The sequence below is a fragment of the Bacillus sp. FJAT-49711 genome (assembly GCF_018343715.1).
Lineage (GTDB): Bacteria > Bacillota > Bacilli > Bacillales > Bacillaceae_C > Lederbergia.
In genome coordinates, this window is record NZ_JAGYPL010000002.1 from 1,103,095 (window position 1) to 1,124,279 (window position 21,185).

At 38.9% G+C, this 21,185-nt stretch carries 21 protein-coding genes and 1 other annotated feature; of the genes, 16 read left to right on the forward strand and 5 right to left on the reverse strand.

All coding sequences use genetic code 11. From position 1 onward, the window contains the following. Nucleotides 1-9 precede the first annotated feature (9 nt). From KHA96_RS12705 to KHA96_RS12720, 4 genes are all read right to left on the reverse strand, one after another. Nucleotides 10-843: an energy-coupling factor transporter transmembrane component T family protein gene (locus tag KHA96_RS12705; RefSeq protein ID WP_213129633.1), complete on the reverse strand. Its 834-nt coding sequence runs from the start codon at nt 841-843 to the stop codon at nt 10-12. After that, on the reverse strand, nt 834-2,540 hold the full coding sequence (locus KHA96_RS12710) for an ABC transporter ATP-binding protein (RefSeq protein WP_213129634.1): 1,707 nt from the start codon (nt 2,538-2,540) through the stop codon (nt 834-836). Before KHA96_RS12710 ends, KHA96_RS12705 begins: the two co-directional genes overlap by 10 nt. A gap of 62 nt (nt 2,541-2,602) precedes the next feature. Then, nucleotides 2,603-3,154: an ECF-type riboflavin transporter substrate-binding protein gene (locus KHA96_RS12715; RefSeq protein WP_213129635.1), complete on the reverse strand. Its 552-nt coding sequence runs from the start codon at nt 3,152-3,154 to the stop codon at nt 2,603-2,605. Between the two features lie 47 nt (nt 3,155-3,201). Then, the gene (locus tag KHA96_RS12720) at nt 3,202-4,059 is read right to left on the reverse strand and encodes an SAM hydrolase/SAM-dependent halogenase family protein (RefSeq protein ID WP_213129636.1); all 858 of its coding nucleotides are present in this window, start codon (nt 4,057-4,059) and stop codon (nt 3,202-3,204) included. 67 nt (nt 4,060-4,126) lie between these two features. Beyond that, nucleotides 4,127-4,404, reverse strand: a binding site (T-box leader). A 259-nt stretch (nt 4,405-4,663) separates the two neighbouring features. On the opposite strand from KHA96_RS12720, the gene KHA96_RS12725 reads away from it, so the two are divergent. The 15 genes from KHA96_RS12725 (at nt 4,664) to KHA96_RS12795 (ending at nt 19,154) form a co-directional block, all read left to right on the forward strand. Further along, nucleotides 4,664-5,095, forward strand: coding sequence for a PTS sugar transporter subunit IIA (locus tag KHA96_RS12725; protein ID WP_213129637.1), 432 nt, complete (start codon nt 4,664-4,666; stop codon nt 5,093-5,095). Nucleotides 5,096-5,292: 197 nt separating this feature from the next. Then, nucleotides 5,293-5,559: a PTS sugar transporter subunit IIB gene (locus tag KHA96_RS12730; protein WP_213129638.1), complete on the forward strand. Its 267-nt coding sequence runs from the start codon at nt 5,293-5,295 to the stop codon at nt 5,557-5,559. A gap of 19 nt (nt 5,560-5,578) precedes the next feature. Then, a complete protein-coding gene (locus tag KHA96_RS12735) occupies nt 5,579-6,874 on the forward strand; it encodes a PTS ascorbate transporter subunit IIC (RefSeq protein ID WP_213129639.1) in 1,296 nt (431 codons plus the stop codon). Between the two features lie 150 nt (nt 6,875-7,024). Next, entirely contained in the window at nt 7,025-8,020 is a 996-nt protein-coding gene (locus KHA96_RS12740; protein WP_213129640.1) for a phosphotriesterase family protein, read from the forward strand. Nucleotides 8,021-8,029: 9 nt separating this feature from the next. Beyond that, the gene (locus KHA96_RS12745; protein WP_213129954.1) at nt 8,030-8,758 is read left to right on the forward strand and encodes a creatininase family protein; all 729 of its coding nucleotides are present in this window, start codon (nt 8,030-8,032) and stop codon (nt 8,756-8,758) included. Continuing rightward, nucleotides 8,751-9,494, forward strand: coding sequence for an SIS domain-containing protein (locus KHA96_RS12750; protein ID WP_213129641.1), 744 nt, complete (start codon nt 8,751-8,753; stop codon nt 9,492-9,494). Before KHA96_RS12745 ends, KHA96_RS12750 begins: the two co-directional genes overlap by 8 nt. Nucleotides 9,495-9,648: 154 nt before the next feature. Then, nucleotides 9,649-10,332 (forward strand): copper homeostasis protein CutC, encoded by a 684-nt coding sequence (locus tag KHA96_RS12755; RefSeq protein ID WP_213129642.1) that lies wholly within the window; start codon nt 9,649-9,651, stop codon nt 10,330-10,332. Nucleotides 10,333-10,452: 120 nt separating this feature from the next. Then, the gene (locus KHA96_RS12760) at nt 10,453-11,019 is read left to right on the forward strand and encodes a polysaccharide deacetylase family protein (RefSeq protein ID WP_213129643.1); all 567 of its coding nucleotides are present in this window, start codon (nt 10,453-10,455) and stop codon (nt 11,017-11,019) included. Nucleotides 11,020-11,149: 130 nt separating this feature from the next. Next, nucleotides 11,150-12,244 carry a Gfo/Idh/MocA family protein gene (locus KHA96_RS12765; protein ID WP_213129644.1) on the forward strand — a complete coding sequence of 365 codons (1,095 nt, stop codon included), beginning with the start codon at nt 11,150-11,152 and terminating at the stop codon, nt 12,242-12,244. A 171-nt stretch (nt 12,245-12,415) separates the two neighbouring features. Continuing rightward, entirely contained in the window at nt 12,416-13,561 is a 1,146-nt protein-coding gene (locus tag KHA96_RS12770) for a GntR family transcriptional regulator (protein WP_213129645.1), read from the forward strand. A gap of 191 nt (nt 13,562-13,752) precedes the next feature. Continuing rightward, entirely contained in the window at nt 13,753-15,069 is a 1,317-nt protein-coding gene (locus tag KHA96_RS12775; protein WP_213129646.1) for an ABC transporter substrate-binding protein, read from the forward strand. Nucleotides 15,070-15,120: 51 nt separating this feature from the next. Further along, the gene (locus tag KHA96_RS12780; RefSeq protein ID WP_249315507.1) at nt 15,121-16,053 is read left to right on the forward strand and encodes a carbohydrate ABC transporter permease; all 933 of its coding nucleotides are present in this window, start codon (nt 15,121-15,123) and stop codon (nt 16,051-16,053) included. Between the two features lie 15 nt (nt 16,054-16,068). Beyond that, nucleotides 16,069-16,902 carry a carbohydrate ABC transporter permease gene (locus KHA96_RS12785; protein WP_213129647.1) on the forward strand — a complete coding sequence of 278 codons (834 nt, stop codon included), beginning with the start codon at nt 16,069-16,071 and terminating at the stop codon, nt 16,900-16,902. Between the two features lie 73 nt (nt 16,903-16,975). After that, nucleotides 16,976-17,854, forward strand: a complete 879-nt coding sequence (locus KHA96_RS12790) for a sugar phosphate isomerase/epimerase family protein (protein ID WP_213129648.1) — start codon at nt 16,976-16,978, stop codon at nt 17,852-17,854. A gap of 214 nt (nt 17,855-18,068) precedes the next feature. Beyond that, nucleotides 18,069-19,154 carry a Gfo/Idh/MocA family protein gene (locus KHA96_RS12795; protein WP_213129649.1) on the forward strand — a complete coding sequence of 362 codons (1,086 nt, stop codon included), beginning with the start codon at nt 18,069-18,071 and terminating at the stop codon, nt 19,152-19,154. Between the two features lie 346 nt (nt 19,155-19,500). Here the strand turns inward: KHA96_RS12795 and KHA96_RS12800 are convergent, their stop codons facing one another. After that, nucleotides 19,501-20,343: an STAS domain-containing protein gene (locus tag KHA96_RS12800; protein WP_213129650.1), complete on the reverse strand. Its 843-nt coding sequence runs from the start codon at nt 20,341-20,343 to the stop codon at nt 19,501-19,503. A 328-nt stretch (nt 20,344-20,671) separates the two neighbouring features. Between KHA96_RS12800 and KHA96_RS12805 the strand changes: the two genes are divergently transcribed. Beyond that, nucleotides 20,672-21,181 (forward strand): P-loop nucleotide/nucleoside kinase family protein, encoded by a 510-nt coding sequence (locus tag KHA96_RS12805; protein ID WP_349305742.1) that lies wholly within the window; start codon nt 20,672-20,674, stop codon nt 21,179-21,181. Nucleotides 21,182-21,185 lie beyond the last annotated feature (4 nt).

Consider the following 21,185-nt stretch of genomic DNA (forward strand, 5'->3'; position numbering starts at 1 on the left):
GCGTTCCTATCACGCTCCGAATGGGTTATAAAATCGACTTCCGTCATAATACGTAATAATCATTGAAAGTACGAACGCAATCCCCACTAAAACAAGGGCAATGTAATCAATCCGTTTAAATGGTCTCTCGCTGTACCAAGAGCGCTTTTTATTTTTTCCAAATCCGCGCAGTTCCATGGCATTGCTGATCACTTCGATTCGATCTAGGCTTGATAGAATCAACGGAATAATGATGGATGCCATGTTTTTAATACGCTTTCCAATCTTTTCTTTTCGGGACATGTCGATTCCGCGAGCTTGCTGGGCGATGGCGATATTGCGGAAGTCGCGCTGAATGTCAGGGATGTAGCGTAAGGATAGTGCAACAGCGTACGAAATGCGGTAGCTTACTCCGATTTTATTCAATGAAGCCGCAAATTCGCTTGGATTTGTCGTGACAATAAATAAAAGTGCTGCTGGAATGATCGTAAAATATTTAATCGTTATATTAAACTGGTAAAAAAGCTGCTCCCACGTTACGTTATACCTTCCAACAATCTCAAATAGCACATGGCTTGTCCCATAAATTTTTACCCCTTCTTGTGGTGAAAAAATATAGATAGCGATATTGTTGAGTAGTAAAAATGCTAATATAAAAATCAAAACAAATGAAATTTCTCTTACTTTTACTTGTGAAGCGATAAAAATAGCGATGCTTGCGACAAATAAAAATAAAAGAACTCTTGTATCGTACGTAAGCATGGCGGCAGTTGACCACAAAACAAAGCAAATGAGTTTCGTTGCACCTGTCAGCCGATGAATAGGCGAAGGGCGCTCAATATATGCAAGCATCTCTACTGCCATGTTGTTCGCACCCCCTTGTCGAATGCGATAAATCGGCCGACGAATTCTCTCGGTTCATCGATTCCTGCTTTGACAGCAAGATCAAATAATGAAGTTTCCTTCAGGTTCGCCCTTTTAATCACGTCTCGATCTGTTAATATGTTAGCCGACGTATCATCCGCTATTTTTTCTCCTCCGGCAATGACGATTGCGCGAGGTGTATACTCAAGCATTAAGTGCATATCATGTGTGATCATTAAAATCGTGATGCCTTGTTCATTTAATTTGGACAAAAATTCCATGATCTCTGTGTAGTGCTTGAAATCTTGTCCTGCCGTTGGTTCGTCTAAAATAATCAACTCAGGTTCGAGTACTAAAATAGAAGCGATGGTGACGCGTTTTTTCTGTCCAAAGCTGAGAGCAGAAATCGGCCAGTTTCGGAAAGGGTAAAGTCCGCAAATTTGTAGTGTTTTTTCGACTCTCTCCTTAATTTCATTTTCAGGTACACCGCGCAAGATCAATCCTAACGCTACTTCTTCAAAAATCATGTGCTTTGAGATCATCTGGTTTGGATTTTGCATAACAAGTCCAATCCGCTCGGCTCTTTCTTTAATCGTATCATTTGTAATGTCTTCATCTTTAAAAAGGATTCGGCCTGAGTTCGGTTTGATAAATCCGCAAATGAGACTAGCAAGCGTTGATTTTCCTGCTCCATTTTTACCAGCAATACTGACCATTTCGCCTTTATCAATGGAAAAAGATACATTGTGAATCGTTTCCCGTCCAGTTGAATAGCTAAAATGAATGTCTTCCAGTTCTAAAATTGGATCAGCTTTCTTTTTTCGCTCAGGAGGATTAGTTGCTTCGAACCATGTGAGCAGCTTGTCCTTATCAACAGTAAATGTATTGATATGAGAAGGTTTTGATTCGGCTGTCACAACAGAACCTGCATATTTAGCCGCTTTTACATAAAGCGGCTCGCGAATATTGCACTCCTCCAATACGGACGATGCGAGCAGTTCATCGGGAGTAAGATCGGCAACAATTGTGCCTTTATCTACTACAATAATTCGGTCAACATGACATTCAAGCACGTCTTCAAGACGATGCTCAATGATGACAACGGTTGTATTTGTTTCTTTTTGAATACGGTCGATGAGTTGAATGGCATGTTTACCGGTTGCCGGATCTAGATTGGCAAGTGGTTCATCGAATAATAAAATATCTACATCATCTACCATAACTCCTGCAAGGGATACACGTTGTTTCTGTCCTCCCGATAATTGATGAAGCGAAGATTGCAAAAACTCACCCATATCGACCATGTTAGAAACGTCTTTCACTATGGAGATCATTTCATCCTGCGCCCGCTCATCATTTTCAAGTGCAAACGCAATATCCTCGCCAACTGTAAGCCCGATGAATTGGCCATCAGGATCTTGTAAAACAGTTCCGACTAATTTAGACAAAGAAAAAATATCAAGGTCTTTCGTCTCTTGCTCCATAATTTGCAGGCTTCCCGTAATCTCCCCTTTATAGGAAAAAGGTATTAATCCGTTGAGGCAGTGGCCAATCGTACTTTTTCCGGAACCTGACGGACCCACAATAAGCACTTTTTCCCCCTCATAAATCGTTAGATTAATGTCATGAAGAGTCGGCTCTACTTGGGTGCGATATTTAAAATTAAAATCCTTAAATTGAATAACGGGCTTTTTCATTTTAATCTCCTCTAATCATGTAAAACGAGGAAACCGAGTTGCGATTTCCTCACTGTTTCATATTATTCTACTTTCAAACTTCCACTTTTTACTCTCGTTTTCGCATAAGCAACAAGTAAGATTGTACCAAGGACTGCCACTGTTACAATGTTTGCGAGTCCAGCTACTATACCTTGTGTCCATACCTTGTTGGCAGGTTCAGCGTAAATGAGTATATCAAGTGCCGGTGCAAGTACACCCCATCCGACAATTTGGACGAGAGCCTGGATAATATTAAATGAAATAATTTGCTTTTTACCAAATTCTCCTGATTCAATGTTAATTCTTTTAGCTGTTAAGCCAATGAAAAATCCAACAAAGGCAGATATAATGACCCAACTCCACCAAATGCTGCCCCACATAATTGAATCTAACAATGCGTGCCCAATCAATCCGATAAAACCACCCGCAATTGGGCCGAACACAACGGCCATTAATGCTAAGAATGCATACGATGTATTGATATTCGTATTTGGAATTCCCGTTGGAATCGAAGCGAATCTTCCTAATATAACAAAGACTGCCGCTCCAATCCCAATCGCCACGATTGTTTTAATAGCTAAATTTTTCCCCATATTGACCCTTCTCCCTTTTTAGAAAATTTTTATTTTATAATTGTAATTTAATTATATATGACTTTTGGCACTTTGCGGAGTGATATTTTCCAATTCGCCCCTGTTTCGATATGATACGCTTTTGCGAATGAACCTTGGTTGATGGCAATTCCAAGTTTATCTAGCGAATTTACATAAATTAATGGTTCGCCTAAATGGCTATCTGCAAAGGAACGACCGTATGTCATGATGTTTTTGTACACTTGTCTCGTGTCGTTTTGGATGGTGACTTCGAAATTATCCCCATATTCCACGGCCAATTGTAAAAATAGAGTACGATCGATATTCGTCCATAGATTTCCGAAACGAATGTCTAAAATATCGATATTTCCAGTGACGGATGATTCGTCAAGTGCTGGATTAATTTTTATAAGTTCAATAACTGAATCAACTGGAACTTCTGGACCAACTTCTTCAAATGATATGACGCCTGACGCAAGTCTTGCCCCTGTATATGCATATACGTCGCGGCCATGGAAGGTATACGACTCACCCGATTTCGGCAGACGGTTGACTGTCTCATCAATAATTCTCACTTCTACGATTCCAATTGCATCTTTTATATGGGTTAACGTTCCGTTATCAGGAGTGACGATATATTGATTTTCAGCCGTTTTCGCAACAATACTGCGGCGATCGGAACCAACCCCAGGATCGACAACCGAAACGAAGACTGTTCCTTCAGGCCAATATGAAATAGTTTGATAGAGGCGATAAGATCCCTCCCATATATTATATTGCGGAATGTCGTGTGTTAGGTCAAAAATTCTAAGTGTTGGATCGACGGAAGTCGCCACACCATACATAGCGCTTACCGCACCGTCACTTAAACCAAAATCCGTTTGGATTACTAAACTGTTTGTCATTGTAAATTCCTCCATCTGTGTAAAAAAATTTGAAAAACAAAAAACCACGCCCTTATCTTTATAAAAAGATAAGGACGTGGTTGAATTCACGTGGTACCACCTTATTTCGCTGTTTGCTCGCACGAAACAGCCTCTGCAAGTACTGGAGCACAAATAGATCATTGCTCGGAATACTGTGGTATTGATAACGAGTACCAAATCTCGACGGCACCTACTAATCCGATATCGGACGTTCAGCTCGCAACTCAGAGGCCATTGTTCAGATCGTGATTTTTGCTTCTTTTCAGCTACCGAAGCTCTCTGTGTAAAACCAATAATCTTACTTTTTCTCTTCATCGTCTTTAAAAAAGTAACGCATATGTGATTGAAATTGATTATAAGCTGGGTAGAAAAAAAATGCAAGTGTTAAATTTAAAAAGTATATATTTCTATACGTTCTCTTTGATTTTAAAAAGATTTATGGTCAAGTCTGATTCATGCTAAACAAGCATAATCATTGTAGTAAAGTATATCCACTTAATTATTAGGATGTAAGTTTGGGAATCGGGAAAGGAGGTATGGTTCATACTACAAACAATAAACAATGAACATTAGGAGGGCCAAGATGAAGTTTCTTGAAGAAAATATAACAGCATTCAACGTTCAGGCAGCCACTCCGGAGGAAGCAATACGAATAGCGGGAAATCTTTTGGCGGATAAAGGATATGTCGAAAACCGTTACGTAGAAGCGATGGTTGAATCCTTTGAACAAAACGGTCCTTATATCGTGATCGCGCCTCAAATCGCGATGCCGCATGCAAGACCAGAAGATGGAGTTCTTGAAGCTTGTATTTCAATGATCCACCTGGAAAAGGCAATATCATTTGGAAGCACACCGAACGATCCGGTAAAACTTGTTTTTGCTTTAGGAGCTTCAGACAGTGAAGAGCATTTGGAAGTGTTGAAAAAGTTAATGCATCTCCTTCGAAATAAAGAATCGATTGAACAATTGAAATCCGCCTCTTCGTATGAACATGTTCGGGCGTTGATTGTTTGAAGGAGAAATTTAGGAACTGAAGTATACGAAGCTTGGATTCTTTGTGATCATTTCTTTCTAGATCGAGGTTCAGATTGAGATCAAAACTCAGTTTTCCAAACTCTCTCGTCGCGATTAGGTTCGTATCAAGTCTTTCATATCTATTGAGTTTTAATCAAGAAGCACCATTTATTAACAATAAAAAGGAGTGGTTTTTCATGAAAATATTATGTGTATGTGGATTGGGACAAGGTACAAGTTTAATTTTAAGAATGAATGTCGAGACGGTTTTGCGTGAAATGGGAGTTAGTGCAGATGTTGAGCATATGGATGTTTCTTCAGCTTCTGGAATGGCAGCGGATTATATTGTGACGAGCAATGAGCTTGCACAGTCTATAAGTGGAACGGACGCTAAAGTTATTATTGTGAATAATTATTTTGATCAGGGTGAGATTAAAGCTGCATTGGAAGAGAATCTACAATAATTAATGGGGTGAAGTATCGATGGCGGTAATTCAATGGCTTGCCACTAACTTTTTTGGAACTCCGGCTATTTTGTTAGGATTGATTGTTCTTATTGGGTTGCTTTTACAAAAAAAGAATTCCAGCCAAGTTATAAGTGGAACGACTAAAGCAATTATCGGCTTTTTGATCATTAGTGCTGGAGCCAATATCATTGTCGGCGCTTTGACGGTTTTTGAACCGTTATGGAAAGAGGTATTTAATCTCCAAGGTCAGACATTATCCGATTTTATGGGGCAAGATAAATTTAATGCCAAATTCGGAAGCGCTGTTACATTAGCGATGACACTTGGTTTTTTGATCAACGTGTTGCTCGCGAGATTTACGAAATTTAAATACATTTATTTAACTGGTCATATGATGTTTTGGACAACGACCATTTTTGCTGGAATCGTTGTCCAGACGGCAGGCGACGTATCATTTTGGAAATTGGTCATCTTTTTATCGATCATTATGGGAATTTATTGGACGTTTCAACCAGCCCTTACCCAGCCGATTATGAGGAAAATAATGGGTAATGACAACATCGCGCTTGGACATACTTCTGCTTCCGTGGCACTTCTTGGAGCATGGCTCGGAAAGATTCTCGGAAATAAAGAAAATGATTCAGAAAAAATAAAATTACCGAAGGGACTGGAGTTTTTAAGAGATTCAAACGTTATTACCGCTTTAACGATGGGAATTCTTTTTCTCGTTGGAGCCATCATCATTTCTTTTAAAAATACACCGGGAGCTGCCGAACTTGTTGCATCTTCAGGTGACCAGAACTTTATCATTTACTCGATTATTCAATCTTTTACGTTTGCGGGTGGAATTGCCGTCGTATTGATGGGAGTTCGGATGTTTATTGGGGAAATTGTGCCGGCGTTTAATGGGATTGCAACAAAAATTGTACCCGGGGCAAAGCCGGCTCTCGATGCTCCAGTCGTATTCCCATTTGCTCCAAACGCCGTCGTGCTCGGATTCCTAGGTGGTTTTATCGGTGCATTGTTATGGTTAATTGTGATCGGTAATACAGTCGCATACGTTTTTGTTCCGACAATGATTGTATTATTCTTCCACGGTGCAACGGCGGGGGTTTTTGGGAATGCAACAGGCGGAGTTCGAGGTGCACTGCTAGGTGGATTCATTACTTCTACAGTCGTAGCTTGGGGTCAGTACATTACAGTAAAAACGTTACTGCCGAATACCATTCCTGACACAGCCATGTGGGCAGCCGACTCAGACATGTTTATACTGGGACCGATTATTAGAGCTCTTGCCGCAGTGTTGTTTTGATAAGAAAAGCGAAAGGCGCCCGAAGCTAGACAATAAAAGACTTGTTTTAAATAAGGATCGTAAAATCTTATGCTTTCTTTACTTTTAAGAAAACATCTAAAAAAGGTCGGGAAACTGACCTTTTTTACACATTAATTAGAGGTGACAACTATGACTTTTATTCGTACCTTGCACGGAGATATAAAGCCAACTGAATTAGGTTTCACTTATTCGCACGAGCATATTGTTTGCAGGCCTCCTTTCTGGGTAGAAAAAGGTGAAGACGATTTGCTTTTGGATGATAAAGAAGCTTCTTTGAAGGATGTTCTCGATTTTACAAGACACGGTGGGCAAGCAATCGTAGATGCGACCGCCGTTGATTATGGACGCGATGTCCATGCGGTAGCAGAGATTGCGACAGAAGCAAGTATTCATATTGTGGGTACTGCTGGTTTTAATAAGAGTTTTTTATGGGATGCCGCCATCACGCCCCATCTCCACGAAGTTATTGGCGGGAATTTTCACACGTACAAAGACTGGATAGAAGGATCTTCGATTAATGATTTAACTGAGTATGTGGTGAAGGAAGTGGAGGAAGGGCTTGAAGGTACGAGCTTTAAGGGCGGTCAGGTGAAATTTGGAACGGCTTATAACCGAATCACTCCACTCGAGGAAAAAACAATTCGTGCGATTGCGAGGGCTCATCACGAAACGAAGGCGCCCATCCATTCGCATACGGAAGTTGGAACGATGGCCTTAGAACAAATTGAAATTTTAAAAAGTGAAAACATAGATCTTTCCTATGTTAGTTTCGGACATATGGACCGGAATCCCGATCCTTATTATCATGAAAAGATTGCATCAATGGGCAGTTATCTATGTTTCGATGGAATCTCAAAAATCAAATATGCTCCTGAAAGTACGAGGATTGCGTGCATTTTAGAACTTGTAAAAAAAGGCTATGAGAAACAGATTTTGGTAAGTGGGGATACTGCACGTAAAACGTATTATAAGCATTATAATTACGGTTTGGGATTGGAGTATATTATCGCAAAATGGATTCCGAGATTTATCGACGAAGCCAATAAAGCTGGCTTTGACGGTGAAAAGTTAGTGCAACTATTCTTTGTGGAAAATCCAAAACATTGTTTTATGTTTAAAGGGTAGGTGAAGATTGTGAAATTCGAGTTGGAGAATTCCTATGAAGTGAAGGATAAGATTTTACAATCAAAAATAGTTATTTTACCGATTGGAGCGGTAGAAGCTCATGGTCCTCATCTTCCGCTTAGCACGGATACGATTTTAGCAGAAAGGTTATCTGAACTGCTAGCTGAAAAAGCTGGAGCATTTGTTTTACCGAGCCTTCCGTATGGACAAGTGTGGAGCCTGCGAAATTTTCCAGGAAGCATCAATATTTCCAACGATTCATTGATTTCTTTTTTAGTTGATATAGGTAGAAGTCTTTACGACCAAGGATTCAGGACCTGGGCAATGGTGAATGGGCATCTTGGGAATCAGGTGGCATTAAAAGAAGCGGCAAGAGTTTTATACGATGAGATTCCTGATTTTAAAGTATTTTATTTTTTCTATCCTGGCATGAATGCGGTTGTAAAAGATATACGTGAGACGAAGTCTGTCCACGGTACTTATTTTCACGCCTGCGAAATTGAAACGAGCATTATGCTTTATTTGGCTGAGGAGTTTGTCGATATGGAACGTGCGCTTAATGATGTTCCAGTAATTGACGAAGCAGCTGATTTTACACCGACACCGTGGGAAACGTTTACAAATAGTGCTGTTCTAGGTGATGCGACGCTTGCTACGAAGGAAAAAGGACGGAAGATCATTGAAACAGCTTTGGAAAAAATGGTCGACATGTTGATTGGAGGCAAGACAGATGATTGACGCGTATTTTGGTAAAATCAATGAAAAATTCATGGTTGTCTTAGACTCTGAGCGCGGAAAAATGAAAGAAGCAGCATCTAAGATTGCAGCTGCGATTGAAAAAGGCGGGATCGTTCAGCTTTTTGGCTGTGGACATTCTCATATCTTAACGGAGGAAGTCTTTTATAGAGCCGGAGGGTTGGTTCCAATTAAACCGATTTTCCATGAATTGCTCATGCTTCATGAAGGTGCGATGCTTTCTTCACAGCTGGAGCGAAAAAATCATTATGCCCATTCCTTTATGGATGGTCAAGATATTCGGGAAAATGATGTCATGATCGTCCTCTCTACATCAGGAAGAAATCCAGTTCCAGTTGATGCCGCTCAAATTGCGAAGGAAAAAGGTGCCTTCGTCATTGGGATCACCTCATTTGAATATTCAAATAGTCAGCCTTCACGGCACGACTCAGGTAAACGCTTGTATGATGCGGTTGATATCGCAATTGATAATCATTCGCCGATTGGCGATGCTGTTTTGACCCATGAAAAAGTAGAAGTACCTTTTTCACCAACCTCGACAGTAGTAGGAGCCGGAATTCTAAATGCTATTTTTGCAGAAGCAATTGCCTTGATGGCAGAAGCAGGATTCGAACCTCCCATTTTTTTAAGTGGAAATATTGAAGGGTCCGATGATCATAATAAATCGCTAGTGTCGAAATACGAAGCAAGGATTCCGTTATTGACGAAGGGTTTGTGATTTTTCATTTGATTTTAAAAATCGTATTATATATTAAAAATCACGGGAACTTCATTTATTAAACATCGAAGTTCCCTTTTAAAATTTGGCTGCTGCATAAAAATCGAACACAAACAGTAAATAACGTACAATGAATGTAAAAGGGGGAATGCTCATGATTTTAGAAATTATCGCAACCAATATTCGGGATGTAAAAGCGGCGTGTGAATATGGTGCGGATCGAATTGAATTGTGTGTAGGAATGAAGGAGGAAGGGTTTACACCGAGCTACGGACTGATTGAATCGGCAGTGGAGTTAGCAACAATCCCGATTAATGTTATTGTTCGCTCTCATAGTCAATCTTTTTTCTATGAATCAGCTGAAGTGGATACGATGAGTCGGGATATTCGTATGGTTCGAAAGTTAGGGGCTAATGGAATCGTCATTGGAGCTCTTACAGAAGATGGACGAGTAGATGTTGAAGTGATGAAGAGTCTGCTTGATGAAGCGGAAGGCCTGGATGTCACGTTTCATCGTGCCAGTGATTTTTCGCGGAATATCGAAGAAACCATAGAGGCGTTGAGTCAATTTAAACAAGTAAAAAGGATTCTTACAGCTGGAGGAAGAAAGCCAGCTACAGAATCAGTTGAAACGATCAAACGACTCATGGATCTTGCGGAACATACACATCTCAATATTATGCCTGGCTACGGTCTCCGCGTTGACACATTTAAGGAATTTTACGACAAGATTCGCCCAACGGAAATCCACTTTGGTTCCGGAGTTAGGGATGATAATAGCTTCATGAGGCCAATCGAGCGGGAAAAAGTGGAGAAAATTAAGCAAGTGTATTCATAACCTCTTCAAATTGGAGAGGTTTTTCTATATATTTCACGCATACATATGGTTAGTATTCGAAATTTTTTGTATTATTAAAAGTATACGTTTTTAAAATATGCTTTTAGTAGGTGAGATGTGATGGAAAATGGTAGAAAAAGAGCAGCATTAACATTTGATGATGGGCCACATCCAGAAAATACACAAAAAATATTAAAACTGTTAGAAAAATATAATGCGAAAGCGACATTTTTTCAGATAGGTAAACTTGTTGAAGAATATCCTGAAATCACAAAGGAAATTTTTGCAAAAGGACATGAAATTGCCTCACATACGTGGAATCATCCCGACTTATGTACACTAGAGGGAGATCAAGTAAAAGAAGAAATTTCGACAACTCAAAGAGCCATCAAAACAGCGATAGGCGAAGCACCTACCCACTTCCGCCCTCCGTATGGATATACGAATGAGTCTATTAAAGAGATTGCTAGAGAGTTTGGTGAAACTGAGGTGCTTTGGACAATTGATACCCTTGATTGGAAGTCTCGTGATCCAGAAGCCATATTACAAATTGTAAAAGAAGAAATTCGCGACAAATCGATTATTTTAATGCATGATATCCACCCAACAACAGTTGAAGCTGTGGAGCCAATAATTACATTTTTGCTAGGTGAAGGATATGAGTTGGTGACTCTTCGCGAGCTATAACTGTATATGAATATTTTACAATCTATTAAAATATTTCGCGGCGGACAAAATATGTCCCAACTTTTATATTGACTATTTGTCTGAAAACGTTTAAATTAGAAGCGAAGTTCTAGAAAAAGGGGATGCTGAAATGACAGAGAAAGTAAGAGTAGCAATTGTTGGCTGCGGCGGTATTGCGAATGGTAAGCATATGCCGAGCTTATCCAAAGTTAAGCAAGCAGAAATGGTAGCATTCTGCGACATCGAAGTTGAAAAAGCAGAGAAAGCAGCAGCTCAATATGGAGTTGAAGGTGCGAAAGTATATTCAGATTATAAAGAGCTACTAGCAGACGGATCTTTTGACGTTGTTCATGTTTGTACTCCAAACAGCTCTCATGCTGAAATTTCCATTGCAGCTATGGAATCTGGAAAGCATGTAATGTGTGAAAAGCCTATGGCAAAAACTACTGAAGAAGCTCGCCAAATGGTAGAAACTTCTAAGCGTACAGGCCAAAAATTAACAATCGGTTACAACAACCGTTTCCGTCCTGACAGCCTACACTTACATACATTATGTGAGCGCGGGGACCTAGGTGAAGTTTACTATGCGAAAGCGCATGCGATTCGTCGTCGTGCAGTTCCAACTTGGGGAGTATTCCTTGATGAAGAAAAACAAGGTGGCGGACCGCTAATTGATATCGGTACTCACGCTCTTGACTTAACATTATGGATGATGAATAACTATAAGCCAAAAGCAGTACTTGGAACGACTTACCATAAATTAGGTCAAAAAGAAAATGCAGCTAACGCATTTGGTTCATGGGATCCTGAGAAATTCAAAGTAGAAGATTCTGCATTTGGTTTCATTACTATGGAAAACGGTGCAACAATCGTTCTAGAATCAAGCTGGGCACTTAATACTTTAGATGTGGATGAAGCAAAAGTTTCTTTAAGCGGAACTGAAGCTGGAGCTGATATGAAAGATGGTCTTCGCATTAACGGTGAAGACAATAGCAAGCTTTACACAACAAAAGTTGATCTTGGACCAGGAGGAGTAGCATTCTATTCCGGAAGTGCTGAATCTGATGCTGACATCGAAGCACGTCAATGGATCGAAAGTATCATTAACGATACTGAGCCATTAGTAAAACCTGAAGAAGCATTTGTTGTTACGCAAATTCTTGAAGCAATTTATGAATCTGCTAAAACAGGCAAAGCTGTATATCTTGAAGAAGTATTTGCATAATTATAGAAAAAACCCTCGATTTATGTCGAGGGTTTTTTGTCATCTAAAAAAGTATTTTAGTTGCATTTATTAAATGAGTTGTATGATTTTTTAAAGATTTTAAAAACTTTTTATTGATATTTTATAAAAAGTTGATATAGTGATTATATCAACTTATAAGGTGATGCGACTATGAACTTACCATTGTATAAACAGATTTATGAGAATATTTTGCAAAAGGTCCAAATTGGGGAATTACAACAAGGAGACAAAATTCCTTCTGAAAAAGAGTTGGCTGATGAGTTTCAAGTAAGTAGAATTACCTCGAAAAAAGCTTTGGATCTGCTTGCTCAAGATCAAATAATAGAGAGGGTTCAGGGAAAAGGATCTTTTGTTATTTATTCAGTTGAAGAACCAGATAATATGCTCAATAGTAAACAAACTATCATACCAAATAAAGAATTAACGATAGGTTTAGTTATTCCAGGATTTTCGGATAGTTATGGAACGAAATTAGTACAAGCAATTGAATATAACGCATCGAAATATGGTGCGAATCTTTTAATGAAGCTAACTCGGGATAAAATTGAAAAAGAGGAAAATGCGATTGAGGAGCTTGTAGATGCCGGAGTTGATGGCATAATTGTTTTGCCTATACATGGTGAACATTATAATCCTAAAATACTTGAGCTCGTTTTGAAAAAGTTTCCGATTGTCCTTGTTGACCGCTATTTACGAGGGATTCAAGCTAGTGCTGTTTTAACTGATAATAGAAGGGCTGCTAAAGAGGCGACTGAGTATTTAATGTTACTTGGGCATCAGCATATCGCTTATATAACGCCCCCTTATGATGGGACTACCGTTTTAGAGGATCGTATGAAAGGCTTCCAATTAGCACATACAGAGCAGCATAAACAAATTAATCCTGACTATATTTTTATGAATAACGGATCTGATCTTGCTTTTGATGAAACGATGAAGCCGGAGTATGAATTGGAAATTGAGAATATGCGAAAGTTTATTTTAAATCATCCGGAAATAACAGCGTTTGTTGCATGCCGGAATGCCTTTGCGACAATCTTATTAGATGTTATCCAATCCATGGGCAAAAAAGTCCCGGAAGATTACTCTTTTGTTTGTTTCGATGGAGTTCATTCAATCATTGGCAGGCATGCTTTTACCCATATTAAGCAACGAGAAGAGGAGATGGGGGCAAAAACGGTAAAACGGTTAATATCTCAGATTAATGGTGAGGAAAAAATTAAAACAGAATTATTACATTTTGATTTGGTTGAAGGTTTATCAACTGCATCAATAAAGGAAAAAGTGAAGAATTGAGAAAATTCTTCTTTTTTTTTGCGAAATATGATTGACATGTTGATATAAGATAATATATTATGTTGATTACATTGAATATATAGACATCTTAGAAAATTACATAGATTATGAATGTAAGCGGTTCATAAAGGGGGTGTGGCGCTTTAGTGTTTACTAGTTTGCTATTTTTTAAAAAAACCGGGGGTGTAAAAGTGAGTAAAAGCGTAAAGAAATTCGGTCAATTGATGATTATGAGTGTCCTCGCTTTATCGTTATTTCTAGCTGGCTGTTCAAAAGATCAAGCGTCTGGTGGAGATAAAGGCGGCAAAGGCGGAGAAGGCGGAAAAACAGAAATTACGTTTTGGCACGGTAGTACAGGTATCGGATTAGAAGCAATGAATGCATTAGTTAAGAGTTTCGAAGAATCGCATCCTGATATTAAAGTAAAAATGGTTTATACAGAAGCTAATGAAGGTGCAGACCAAAAACTACTTACTTCCGTAACAGGCGGAAATCCTCCTGACGTAGCAACATTTGACAGGTTTAAAGTAGGTTCTTGGGCAGCTCAAGGAGCATTGACAGATTTAACTGATATGGCTGCAGCAGATGGAATCTCGCAAGATCGCTATTATCAGTATGCATGGGATGAAGCAAGCTACGATGGTAAACTATTCGCCATTCCATATTCAACAGATTCACGTTTGCTGTATTACAACAAAGATCATTTTAAAGAAGTTGGATTAGATCCTGAAAATCCACCTAAAACAATTGAAGAATTAGAAATTGCCGCTGAAAAGTTAACGATTAAAGAAGGTAACCGTTTTAAACGAATTGGCTTTATTCCTTGGTATAGTCAAGGCTGGTTGTATAGCTGGGGCTGGTCATTCGGCGGTGAATTCTACAATGAAAGCACTGGAGAAGTGACTGCTAACGATCCTAAAGTTGTAGAAGCATTGCAATGGATGGTTGATTTCGGTAAAAAGTACAATGTTGAAGATATTTCTGGATTTGAAAGTTCGGCAGGTAGTGATGCGTTAGATCCATTTATTTCCGGACAACTTAGTATGAAAATTGACGGAAACTGGACAGTGACAGGAATTAAAAAGTTTAAGCCAGATTTAAATTTCGGAGTTACACCAATTCCAACACCGACTGGAACTGATTTCACTACTTGGTCTGGTGGTCACAGCTTTATTATTCCTAAAGGAGCTAAAAATACTGAAGCCGCTTGGGAATTCTTGAAATACTTTGGTGGTCCTGAAGGCGCAAAAGCTTATTATTCAAAGCTTGAAGGTGACTTCTCCGTTCAACCAGCTGTAAACGAAGAACTTGGACGTCAGAATGATCCAATTTTAAAAGAATTTGTTGATATTCTTCCAAATTCACACCATCGTCCAGTTATTTCTGAAGGGCAATTGCTATGGAACGAACTTGCAACTGCTACTGAAAATGCAACAAGAGGTAATGGTACACCGCAGGAAAACTTGGATAAAGCGACTGAAGCTGTAAATAAAGCGTTGAAAAAATAATAAAAGGGGAGGCTTACACCTCCCTTTTATTTATGAAAGGAGCTGCCTAATTTGGCGAAAATTGAAACATCAAGTGTCGTAGTCCAACCTAAAAAGAAAAGTTCCTTAAGTATTAAGGCAAATTTAACTGGTTGGCTATTTGCATCTCCGTGGTTAATAGGGTTAATTGTGTTTTTTGCTATTCCGTTATTTTCTTCAATCTATTTTAGTTTTACAACATACAGTATTCTGCAGCCTGGAGAATTTATCGGACTTGAAAATTATAAAGAACTTTTTAATGATGATCTCTTTTGGAAATCAGTCTATAATACGGTTTATTTCGCTGTCCTTTTTGTTCCTTTAAGCATTATCTTCGGGGTAGCTCTTGCCATGATGCTCAATATGAAGGTTAAAGGACTAGCGATTTATCGGACCATTTATTTCTTGCCGACACTTGTTCCCCATGTGGCTCTAGCCGTTCTTTGGATGTGGCTCTTGAACCCTGGATTTGGTCTTATTAACGGAACATTGGACTTTTTTGGTATTGATGGTCCTAACTGGCTAGGTAGTGTGAAGTGGTCTAAACCATCGTTAATCTTAATGTCACTTTGGGGAATCGGACAAGCTGTCATTATTTATTTGGCTGGTTTGGGAGATATACCAGAAGAATTTTATGAAGCAGCAGAAGTTGACGGTGCGAACTGGGTTCAAAGAACGAGACATATTACGATTCCATTGTTAACGCCTGTTATATTTTTTAACTTAGTCATGGGAATCATCGGTGCATTCCAGCAATTTACTTTGCCGTATACAATGACTCAAGGTCAAGGATCTCCAGCAAATTCACTAACCTTTTATGTCATGTATTTATATGACAATGGATTTAAGTTTTTCAAAATGGGTTATGCTTCAGCGATGGCTTGGATTCTATTTGTCATCATCATGGCCTTAACAGCATTAATTTTCATAACATCAAAACGTTGGGTCCACTATCAAGGTGAGTAGAAAGGAGTGTGTCGAATGCAACCAATTGTCAAAAAAAGAATTCAATATTCATTAGCTCATTTAATTTTAATTATTGCTTCCATCTTTTTCATTATTCCATTCATTTGGCTCGTGTCGACTTCTTTGAAACCGATCACACAAATCTTTTCTTATCCGCCAGAATGGATTCCTAGTCCGTTTCGTTTTCAGAATTACATCGATGCGATGTCATACATTCCGTTTTTTACTTATTTAAAAAACACGGTGTTAATTACATTTTTAAGTACATTAGGGGTTATCATTTCATGTCCATTAGTAGCGTATAGTTTCGCCAAACTTCGCTGGAAGGGACGTAATGTTTTCTTCATCATCACAATCGCAGTCATGATGATACCAGGACAAGTAACGATGATTCCATTGTTCTTAATATTTAATAAAATGGGATGGGTCGGAACTCCACTTCCATTAATAATCCCTGCTTTTTTTGGAGCACCATTTTACATATTCCTATTACGCCAATTTTTCTTAGGATTGCCTGATACTTTAAGAGATTCAGCAAAAATTGACGGAGCTTCTGAACTTAGGATTTACTTACAAATAATGCTGCCTTTAGCGAAACCTGCATTACTTGCAGTAGGACTTTTCCAATTCATGGGCAGCTGGACAGATTTCCTTGGTCCTTTGCTATATTTGACAGATGAAACACAGTACACATTATCACTTGGTCTACAACAATTCCAAAACCAAATGGGAACGGAATGGGGATTGATGATGGCTGTTTCTACAATGATGACGCTTCCGATTATTATCATGTTCTTCTTTATGCAAAAGACGTTTATTCAAGGTATTACATTTAGTGGGATTAAGTAATTTAGTTGGTTAATAGAATAAATAGGCTTAAATTTTATAAATTCTTAGCAATAAAAAATTGGAGGTTTGTTGAATGGCTTTTCAAATAGGTATGCGCATCCCGCCAAAGCTTGGCGCACTAGGAATGGAAAAACTTGCGGATTGGGCCAAAAGTGCCGGAATAGATGTAATCGATGTCCCATATTATAACGAAGAGGTAAAAAATGCTTTAGAAAGTGCGGGCTTGGAAGTAGGTTCGATTGATGGCGTTGGGGCTGTAGGATTAACGAACTTGTTGAATGCTGATGAAGCTGTCCGTGGTGAAGCGGTTTCCGCTTTGAAAAATCAAATCAGTGAAATTTCCCAAATCGGCGGAAAAACCATATTTATTTGCCTTGGACCTACAGATGTTACACAATCACGCTCTAAAAGTTTCGATATTTGGAAAGAAACGTTTCCTGAGATTGTAAAACACGCGGAAGAAGCAGGTGTATATTTTGCTTTGGAAGGTTGGCCAGGCCCAGCACCTCAATATCCAACGATTGGATGTACACCAGAAATGTTGCGTGCGATGTTTGAAGTGATCCCTTCCAAGCATTTTGGCTTAAACTACGATCCATCTCATCTCGTTCGCTTAGGCATTGATTATCTACGCTTTTTAACGGAGTTCGGTGAAAAAGTAAACTACGCTCATGGAAAAGATACGGAAATTTTGACGGATGATCTCTATGAAGTTGGTATTCTACCAGCAACTTTCGGAGCAAAATATGGCTTCTCAGAAGGTTCATGGAGATATACAATACCAGGCCATGGGGCTGTAGAGTGGGAAAAAGTCGCAGTTCGTTTGGATAAGCTTGGCTACAATGGTCCTATCAGCATCGAGCTTGAAGATCATCGTTATTGGGGCACTCTTGAAAAAGAACAGCAAGGTATTATAAAAGCGAAAGAAAACTTAGAAAGAATTTTTAAGTAAGGCTCTTTTCTCTGCATCGTTGCTAAGTACTACGAATTTTAACGATGAAAAATGGATTTTGTTTTCAAAATAAATAATCCAAATTAGGGATAGGCTGGAACCTTTATAGGAACCATTAAGCTTTCTAAATAGGCTCAAAAGTCGGGTTTTGGCCTTATATAAACAACAAACTTTAATCAAACAGTTTTAGTAAGAACAGTACGAGGAGGATATTATGACGAAAACGGTAAAAATCGGAATCATCGGCAGTGGTGGAATTGCACAGGCACATGCAAGATCATATATGGAAATGCCAGAAGTTGAAATTGTGGCAGTGGCAGATGTCATTCCCGGAAAAGCGGCTGAGTTTATCGAAAGGCTTGGACTGGCGGATGCAAAGGCATTTGATAGCCACCTAGAATTATTGGAATTGGATTTGGATGGGGTCAGCGTTTGTACACCGAACGTGGCGCATCATCGGACAAGTGTCGATGCTTTGAACGCTGGTAAGCACGTATTAGTTGAAAAACCACTCGCTGTTACGTTAGAGCAAGGCGTCGAAATGGTTCAAGCTGGTAAAAAGGCAGATAAGATTTTAACCGTCGGATTCCAGCCAAGATATGACCCTAATATGCAAGCTGTAAAAAAAATCGTTCAATCCGGCCAGCTCGGGAACGTATATTACGTTCAAACGGGAGGCGGCCGCAGACGCGGGATGCCGGGTGGTACGTTTATTAACAAAGAGCTTGCAGGTGCTGGGGCTATGGCAGATATCGGCTGCTACTCTCTTGATCTAGCTTTGAATGCACTAGGTTATCCGAAGCCATTAAGCGTATCGGCTTTTACATCGAACCATTTCGGAACAAACCCTACATATCATCCACAAGCTGATCGATTTGAAGTGGAAGACTTCGGAGTAGCACTTGTGCGACTAGAGGGCGGAAAGGTTCTTAACTTTAAAATCTCATGGGCTATGCATATGGATTCCCTTGGACCTACGCTGTTCTTAGGAACAGATGCAGGTTTGAGATTGACACCTGCAGGAAGCGGTCCATGGAGCGGCGTTTGGGATGGAGGGATTGGTTCAATCACTTTATTCCATGATATTCAAGGACATCATACAGAAAGCCCAATCCCAATTCAACATCATAAGTTTAATATTTTCTACGAAAAAGTCCGTGCTTTTGTCGTAGCTATTATGGAAGGGAAGTCAGCTCCAATTCCAGGTGAGGAAATCTTAATCAACCAAGCGATCATCGATGGTATTTTAAGATCTTCGGAGATTGGTAAAGAAGTGGAGATTGTGATTCCGGAAGTTTGATCGTTAGGCTCTTTTCTCAAACATTGTTCTAATTTGGTTTCGGAACGACAAAATTCGTAATTTAGAAGAGAAAAGAGCTGCCAACATAGTTAGATTAGTAGCACTAAACTTTTATATGGTTTTATAAAAACAAAATTTTTATGTAAACTGCCAATCATTAAAACAACTCGAAATCCTAAGGAGATCCGAGTTGTTTTAATTGCTTTATGAAATAAAATGACTGTAAAACTTATTAGGCTTTGCTAAAGTTAATTTTCCATCATGATAACAAAAGTAATGTTCAATTTAACATTTTTAACTTTTTGATGAGTCTAGAACAGAATAACCCTCCTAATTTTAGGAGGGGTTAGCAAAGCGTAAGTCTTGATACTACTTCGATATTTTGAAAGTCAATCCCCATTTGAACAGCTGTTTGGGCTACCTCTGGGCGAATGCCAGATAGGATTGATTTTACTCCAAGGAGATCCAGTGCCTTTATTAATTGAGAAATTTGTTGCGCCACCATTGTATCGACAACCAGAACCCCTGACAAATCAATATAGAGGACTTCAATTCTCTTTTGCGCAACGATTTGCAGTGTATTTTCAAGGATTATTTTGGCACGTACAGTATCAATTACCCCTATCAGCGGAAGCAATGCCTTTTCATTTCCTACTTGAATGACAGGAGTACTCAATTCCTTAATGGTTTCCTGCTGGGCCTCTAGCCTTGCCGTCGAAAATTTATGATTATCTTCTACAAACCAACTCACGATTTTTTCAAATGTGAGAATAATTCTTCGTCGCCATTTATTTATATCATTAATGGAGTATTCCTCATCCTTAAAAGAAATAAATTCTTCAAATAAATCTAGGTACTGCTCCTGTGTCCTAAAAAACTCGCGCAAAATATAATGAATAGGTGTTGCTAAATGTTGCTCATCAGAAGCAATCGCCACTATCCATTTTTCAAAATCAATATAAAAAGCCTGTTCTTCTCTAATGAAAACATCACAAAATTGAAGATGAAATTCATAATTTTGTTCTTTCACTTCTTTTATAACAATTGGATCTTGGGACGAATAGATACCTGTCGGGTCACTTTTGTCTAATAAATCGTACCATGTTTCCGTCAGCGCCCAAGTCTTTTCCTTAAAAAAATGGAATAATTCTAGAGATAATTTTTTGTCTTGTTCTACATTCGTATCCATTAAACTAATCCACTTCCTTATACTTTTGTCTTTCTCCATAACTTTCCTGAAATATCTTCTTCTTTTTTTACTATACTGAAAATTAAGCTATATGTCATATTTTAACAGAATTCATCCGAAAGTATAGATGCTTAGGATTCATTTATGCAAGCATCCATTATTCCCAAACAGGTTGAAACACACAACTTTAAAAGGGTGTAATAAGGAGGGCGCTAGCCTATCGACTGTATGTACCATATTTAATGGCGACAAATCGTCCTATTTAAATGGTATAATTGGAACAACAACTTGCTAATGAATAGATAGAGAGATTAGGGGGTGTTTCATAGTGCAATACATATATATCATTTCCGGACCTTGCGGTGTTGGAAAGTCTACTATTGCTAAAGAAGTTGCCAAGCTTGTTCCGAATTGCGCTCTAGTAGAAGGAGATCATCTCCTGCATTTTTATGATGATCATTCAATGCTTCCGTGGGAGGAGCGGCTGTGGATCGCCTGGAAAAACCTTGTCGATGTAACGAAAAATCTCTTGCAGCATAAGCTTAACGTTGTGATTGACTTCGTTGTGGAAGATGAATTAAAGTGGTTTTGCACATATTTTGCCCATTTGGAAATACAGTTTAAATATGTTGTTCTTCGGGCAGACAAGGAAACATTGGTGGATCGCATTACAGAACGCGGAGATACATATATGGTTGACCGATCGCTATTTTTACTGAATAAGCTGGAAAATGAAACTCCATTTAATGAGCCGTTTTTATATGATACGACCAGTAAACAACCTGCCGACATTGTAAAAGATATAATAGAACAAAAAAGATTTGAATTGACAATTTAAGGAT

Excerpts from the sequence above, each read along its gene's own strand:
- KHA96_RS12705 (WP_213129633.1), bottom strand. The coding sequence starts at position 843 with ATGGCAGTAGAGATGCTTGCATATATTGAGCGCCCTTCGCCTATTCAT.
- KHA96_RS12710 (WP_213129634.1), bottom strand. The coding sequence starts at position 2,540 with ATGAAAAAGCCCGTTATTCAATTTAAGGATTTTAATTTTAAATATCGC.
- KHA96_RS12715 (WP_213129635.1), bottom strand. The coding sequence starts at position 3,154 with ATGGGGAAAAATTTAGCTATTAAAACAATCGTGGCGATTGGGATTGGA.
- KHA96_RS12720 (WP_213129636.1), bottom strand. The coding sequence starts at position 4,059 with ATGACAAACAGTTTAGTAATCCAAACGGATTTTGGTTTAAGTGACGGT.
- KHA96_RS12725 (WP_213129637.1), top strand. The coding sequence starts at position 4,664 with ATGAAGTTTCTTGAAGAAAATATAACAGCATTCAACGTTCAGGCAGCC.
- KHA96_RS12730 (WP_213129638.1), top strand. The coding sequence starts at position 5,293 with ATGAAAATATTATGTGTATGTGGATTGGGACAAGGTACAAGTTTAATT.
- KHA96_RS12735 (WP_213129639.1), top strand. The coding sequence starts at position 5,579 with ATGGCGGTAATTCAATGGCTTGCCACTAACTTTTTTGGAACTCCGGCT.
- KHA96_RS12740 (WP_213129640.1), top strand. The coding sequence starts at position 7,025 with ATGACTTTTATTCGTACCTTGCACGGAGATATAAAGCCAACTGAATTA.
- KHA96_RS12750 (WP_213129641.1), top strand. The coding sequence starts at position 8,751 with ATGATTGACGCGTATTTTGGTAAAATCAATGAAAAATTCATGGTTGTC.
- KHA96_RS12755 (WP_213129642.1), top strand. The coding sequence starts at position 9,649 with ATGATTTTAGAAATTATCGCAACCAATATTCGGGATGTAAAAGCGGCG.
- KHA96_RS12760 (WP_213129643.1), top strand. The coding sequence starts at position 10,453 with ATGGAAAATGGTAGAAAAAGAGCAGCATTAACATTTGATGATGGGCCA.
- KHA96_RS12765 (WP_213129644.1), top strand. The coding sequence starts at position 11,150 with ATGACAGAGAAAGTAAGAGTAGCAATTGTTGGCTGCGGCGGTATTGCG.
- KHA96_RS12770 (WP_213129645.1), top strand. The coding sequence starts at position 12,416 with ATGAACTTACCATTGTATAAACAGATTTATGAGAATATTTTGCAAAAG.
- KHA96_RS12785 (WP_213129647.1), top strand. The coding sequence starts at position 16,069 with ATGCAACCAATTGTCAAAAAAAGAATTCAATATTCATTAGCTCATTTA.
- KHA96_RS12790 (WP_213129648.1), top strand. The coding sequence starts at position 16,976 with ATGGCTTTTCAAATAGGTATGCGCATCCCGCCAAAGCTTGGCGCACTA.
- KHA96_RS12795 (WP_213129649.1), top strand. The coding sequence starts at position 18,069 with ATGACGAAAACGGTAAAAATCGGAATCATCGGCAGTGGTGGAATTGCA.
- KHA96_RS12800 (WP_213129650.1), bottom strand. The coding sequence starts at position 20,343 with ATGGATACGAATGTAGAACAAGACAAAAAATTATCTCTAGAATTATTC.